This window comes from Corynebacterium tuscaniense, assembly GCF_008693065.1.
Taxonomy (GTDB): domain Bacteria; phylum Actinomycetota; class Actinomycetes; order Mycobacteriales; family Mycobacteriaceae; genus Corynebacterium; species Corynebacterium tuscaniense.
This window is the reverse complement of sequence record NZ_VXKH01000088.1, coordinates 1-4,801: the sequence shown is the minus strand read 5'-3', so window position 1 is coordinate 4,801 and position 4,801 is coordinate 1. Positions and strand designations below refer to the sequence as shown.

Here is a 4,801-nt window from a genome sequence, read left to right as displayed (position 1 = left end):
GACGGCCAGGACTTCGACGGCCTGCAGCGCCTCTTCCTCGCCTGGGCACGGGTGTGGCGCACCGCCATCCGCCCGGAAATGGCCGCGCAGTACCTGGCCATTGACCCGCACTCGCCGGCGGAGTTCCGCTGCAACATCGTGGCCGGCAACATCGCCGAGTTCTACGAGGCCTTCCCATCGGCTGAAACCCTCGTGCCTGAGAAAGACAGGGTGGTGATCTGGTAGCCATGAACACCCCGGACTACCGCGCCGGCCAAGAGCGCATGCGCCACATCCCGGAACCCGCACCGGAAGTGGAGGACCTCCCGGCGGGCCCCTCCAACACCGCCTACCCCCTCAATGAACAGGGCAATGAGGACTTCAACGTCGGCGGCGTGGAGCGCACACTGCCGCCGAAGGAGCAGCTGGAGCAGCTAGTCAGCTACATGGATGCCACCTACCCGGTGCCTGACTTCACCCCGCCGTGGAAGGGTGGCAGCGGCGACCCAGGCGATGCGGACCGCTACGTGGCTAACCTGCCGGACCGCATCACTCACGCCGCGATGCTCATGCTGGGCTCAGGCCTGGACCACACCATGCCGGGCGTGGCCTACGGCATGAACATCGGCACCACCCGCGAACTGCCGGCACTGTCTGACCTACCGGACCTACCCGGTCAGGTGGACATCCCGGCGCGCATCTTCGTACCTACTGCCCCCACCGGCCGGTGGGCGGTATCCCTCCACTCCGGTGGCTGGTGGCGTGGCTCCGGGCAGGCACTGGAACTGCAGTGGCGCCCCGAGGTAGCCGCGGCGGCAGAACTGTCCGGCACCACCATCCTGGACTTAGACCACCCGCTGGCCCCTGAGGCGGACCTGGATGAGATCCTGGACAGCGTGCGCAAAGCCATCGGCTACGTACGCTCCCAAGAACCGGCTTCGGTGACGCTGTGGGGCTACAGCTCGGGTGGCGCATTGGCGGCACTGGCTGCCGCGGAAGACGCAGCAGCCAGGGCAGAGGTCGACGCCCTCGTGCTCACCTTCCCCGACCTGGACTCCGTAGCCAACCTGCCCGAGGATCTGCGCGGGGGTCATACCGTACCCTCCCCCACCGAGTGGCCAAGAACACTCCTCCAGGTGGCTCTGCAAGACGAGATCGCTGCCCGCCCAGATGTCTCCGGTGCCAGCGACACCGTTCAAGTGGCGGAGTACCACTCCACCCACCGCATTGCTACCCCGGCGGAGAACCGCCGGCGGGTGCGGGATATTGCGGACTTCCTCCGCAGCGTGGACTAGAGGCGTGGACTAACGGGTCGCATCCAGTGGCCTCAGCGTAGGCACCGGGCGCTTCTGGCCACGAGCATTGAGCCACAGTGGCATTACCGCTGTGAGACCCGTGCCATCACCCGAGGCGGGCCCGATGTCACCTCCACCGGGCAGAAACCAACGACGCTGCTGGTCGGTCTGGTCGATCCATTCCAAGACGTCTTCTGTGTGATCATCAACATCCCCATACGTCATGGCCGCAACGGCGAAATCCCGGCCGAAGGACACGGATGCCACCGCCCCTGACCGGTCATCTGACCAGCCAAATTTGGTCCCGATGACCCCCTGCAACTGATCCGTACCAAAATCCTGCTCGAACCCATCCTCCGCATACAGCGTGTGGTTAGCCATCGCGCGGATGATGGGTTCGGCCACCGGGTCATCCTTGACCAGGTTGATGAACTTGGCCATGTCATACGGGGAGGTAGCCGACCGCCCCCAGTAGCCGGCGCTCACCGTGGCGGTGAGCCCAAATTCCTTGGCCACCGCATCGATAGCCTTCGGGTACCTGCGGTCCAACTCCACCGCCAGGCCGTCAGAGGAGGCACGCACCATCCGCCATACCTTGCCCTTGTCCTCAGTTCTCCCGTTCTGGAGGATCCAGTAGCCGAGGTACAGCTTGGCCAAGGACAGCGCCGGCCGGGGGTCCTTCGCACCAGGACTGCCACTCCAGCGGCCATCATCGTGGTACACCGCAAGGTCTGTGCGCTCATCGGGGTCACCCGGTAGCACATCAAGGGCCACCGCGGGAGTCGGCGCAAGCACACTCAGCCCCAGGATCAGACACGCGACGCCCGCCGCGAAACGTTTCACCCGCATGGTGTTCTACAAGTGCAGGATGGATTCGGCCTCGTCGAGGGTGTCCTCGTCGACAGGTTCATCGACCTCGCACAGCGTGACCACCGCGCCGTTAGGATCGGCCACGGTGAGCAGCAGACCGAAGGGAGAATTCTCCGGGCCGCGCAGGATCTCCCCCCCGAATTCCTGCACCTTCATGCGTGTTTCAGCGATGTTAGCCACACCCACGTAGGAGCTCCAGAAACTCGGCACGTCCGCCGGAATTTGCCCGGACGCATCCCACATACCCGCAAACGCAGCACCGTCCTGCATGATCAGCAGGTAGCCCTCATTTTCCACAATGTCCCAGCTAAAAAGCTCGCCGTAAAAATCAGCGACAGCGCGCACATTGCTTGTCGACGCATACTCGTACCACACCGGCGTTCCCGGCTCCCCCGCCGCCACGAACGCTTCTTCCCCCGCGGGCTGGAACAACCCGAACCAGCCCCCAGCAACATCCGCGCACAACGCCATGGTGCCTAGGGATACCTCCATCGGTTCAGAGAGCACGCGCCCACCGAGCTCCGCCACTCGCGCAGAATCCCGTGCGATGTCGGTGGTATAGAAATACGTCATCCACGTATCCGGCATGGAGTCCTGCTCCACCATGCCCGCCACCGGCATCCCCTGCAGGCGAGCAACACGGTAATCGCCGGCAGAGCCATCATCGTCACCGGCCTCCCCCATCTCCCACCCCAGAATCCGGGAATAGAAATAGGAGGACTTTCGCGCCTCCGTAGTAGCCAGTTCAATCCAGTAGGGCATTCCCGGCTGGGCTTCAAAAGCAGGCATGGTTTAAGGGTTCCTCCATTGTTCAGGGGTAGCACCATCGGCCACGATGGTCACGGAGTCGCCGGTGGAAGGGACGGAGACCACGTCGCCGTCGATAAGCGATTGGCCCCGCGATGAGGCGGGCTCACCGTTGACATAGATGAGGCCGTCGGCGATGACTTCCTTGGCGTGACCACCGGATTCCACCAAATTCACGAGTTTAAGAAACTGGCCGAGCTTAATGCTCCCGCCGTTGATCTCAACTTCCATTAACCCAACCTGACGGCTGTGCCGGTGGCGGCGACAAGCATCATCGAGCCGTCCGCACCCATCGGCGAATAGTCCAACTCAACGCTGACCACGGCATCCGCCCCAATCTGGCGGGCGCGCTCCCACAGCTCATTGAGCGCACTATCGCGGGCGGAAACCAGCTCCGCCTCCCACGAGCTCGCGCGGCCACCAACCAAGTTGCGGAAACCCGCGCCAATATCCTTGAACATGTTCATGCCGGTGATGGTCTCACCGCCGACGATGCGCATGTACTCAACAATCGTGCGACCCTCAACGGTCGGAGTAGTGGTAAGAATCATGCCCTTAACACTACTTGGAAAGCACCGACAAGCATCCACACGGCCAACGCCACAAAGACAAGGCCCGTAACCAGGTCCACCACGTGCCCCCAGCGCGCCAAAAAGCTAGCCAGCTTATCGACGAGCACCGCAAACCCCACGAACCACCCAAACCCAATGACCACCAGCGTGATCAGGATGAGCAGCATCCACTCCCACCCCATGCCCGGGGTGATGAACTGGGCGAACACGGCACCGAAGAACAGGACCGCCTTGGGGTTGGACAGGTTGGTGTACACCCCGATGCGCAGGGCTTGGGCGGTGGTGTGTTCTTTGCTGTTTGCTTGCGCGCGGGCCTGTTCGGCGCCCGATTCGGCGACCTGGAGTTTCTGCGCTGAAAGACCGGCACGTATAGCCCCCACACCCATGAAGAAAAGGTAGATGCCACCGACGAGCTGCAGCACCGCCAAGACCTCTGGCACCGCCTTGATCAGGGCGCTCAGGCCCAAAAGCGACGCCGCGATCCAGACCGTGCTGCCCAGCATGATGCCCACGGCGCAGGCCACGCCGATGGCGCGGGACTTGGCGCCCAGCCGAATGATCTGCACCAGGTCCGGGCCAGGACTGGCGATGGCAGCAACCCAAATGCCCACCAGCGCCACGTATGTGGAAATAGTCATGGTCTACCTGCGTCTACCTGGGTTTAGCGCTCGGCCTGATCCGTCGGCATGATGTTCATCGTGTCGATGTTCACGTGCTTCGGCAGCGACGCCACCCAGCGGATCGCCTCCGCGATGTCCTCAGCGGTGAGATTGAGTTTGCCCTCGTAGACCGCCGCGGCACGTTCGGTATCGCCGCCGAAGCGGTTGATGGAGAAGTCCGTTTTCACCCGGCCTGGGTCGATTTCGGTGATGCGGATGGGGGTGGACTGCTCTTCACGTCGAAAAGCACGTGTGATGGCGCGCAACCCGAACTTGGCGGCGTTGTAGCCGCTGCCGCCCGGGTACGCGTCCCACCCGGCGATGGAGCCGACGTTGACCACCAGCCCCTCCGCCGCCACGAGCTGCGGGTACAGCGCCTTGATCATGCGCATCGTGCCCATGACGTTGGTCTGATACATCCAGTCCCAATCCTCCGGGTTGGCATCACGCAGGAAGTCCAGGCCGCGCGCGCCGCCCGCATTGTTGACCAGCAGGTCCACGCGGTCCGGCCGGGCCGCGAGCTCGTCGACGCTGGCCTGATCCGTCACGTCCAACCCCACACCCACGCCACCGATTTCGGCAGCGATGCGCTCACACTCCTCAGCGCGGCGGGCAGCAA

8 protein-coding genes are annotated in these 4,801 nt (G+C 63.7%); 2 read left to right on the top strand and 6 right to left on the bottom strand.

What is annotated here, in order from left to right:
* Together F4V54_RS10170 and F4V54_RS10165 are read left to right on the top strand one after the other, a co-directional pair.
* On the top strand, positions 1 to 225 hold a 225-nt coding region (locus F4V54_RS10170), incomplete at its 5' end, for a M13-type metalloendopeptidase (RefSeq protein WP_282958592.1).
* Between the two features lie 38 nt (positions 226 to 263).
* Positions 264 to 1,274: an alpha/beta hydrolase gene (locus tag F4V54_RS10165; RefSeq protein WP_150387057.1), complete on the top strand. Its 1,011-nt coding sequence runs from the start codon at positions 264 to 266 to the stop codon at positions 1,272 to 1,274.
* Between the two features lie 9 nt (positions 1,275 to 1,283).
* On the opposite strand, the gene F4V54_RS10160 is transcribed toward F4V54_RS10165, so the two are convergent.
* The 6 genes from F4V54_RS10160 to F4V54_RS10135 all read right to left on the bottom strand — a co-directional run.
* Positions 1,284 to 2,123 carry a hypothetical protein gene (locus F4V54_RS10160; RefSeq protein WP_150387056.1) on the bottom strand — a complete coding sequence of 280 codons (840 nt, stop codon included), beginning with the start codon at positions 2,121 to 2,123 and terminating at the stop codon, positions 1,284 to 1,286.
* A 6-nt stretch (positions 2,124 to 2,129) separates the two neighbouring features.
* A complete protein-coding gene (locus tag F4V54_RS10155; RefSeq protein WP_150387055.1) occupies positions 2,130 to 2,933 on the bottom strand; it encodes a VOC family protein in 804 nt (267 codons plus the stop codon).
* A gap of 3 nt (positions 2,934 to 2,936) precedes the next feature.
* Positions 2,937 to 3,182 (bottom strand): RNA-binding S4 domain-containing protein, encoded by a 246-nt coding sequence (locus F4V54_RS10150; protein WP_102723676.1) that lies wholly within the window; start codon positions 3,180 to 3,182, stop codon positions 2,937 to 2,939.
* Positions 3,182 to 3,502: a heavy metal-binding domain-containing protein gene (locus F4V54_RS10145; RefSeq protein WP_150387054.1), complete on the bottom strand. Its 321-nt coding sequence runs from the start codon at positions 3,500 to 3,502 to the stop codon at positions 3,182 to 3,184. The genes F4V54_RS10150 and F4V54_RS10145 overlap by 1 nt, the downstream gene beginning before the upstream one ends.
* Complete coding sequence (locus tag F4V54_RS10140; RefSeq protein ID WP_150387053.1) at positions 3,499 to 4,161, bottom strand: LysE family translocator; 663 nt, start codon at positions 4,159 to 4,161, stop codon at positions 3,499 to 3,501. Before F4V54_RS10140 ends, F4V54_RS10145 begins: the two co-directional genes overlap by 4 nt.
* 23 nt (positions 4,162 to 4,184) lie before the next feature.
* Positions 4,185 to 4,801, bottom strand: a 617-nt coding sequence (locus F4V54_RS10135; protein ID WP_150387052.1) for an SDR family NAD(P)-dependent oxidoreductase, incomplete at its 5' end; no start/stop codon positions are given.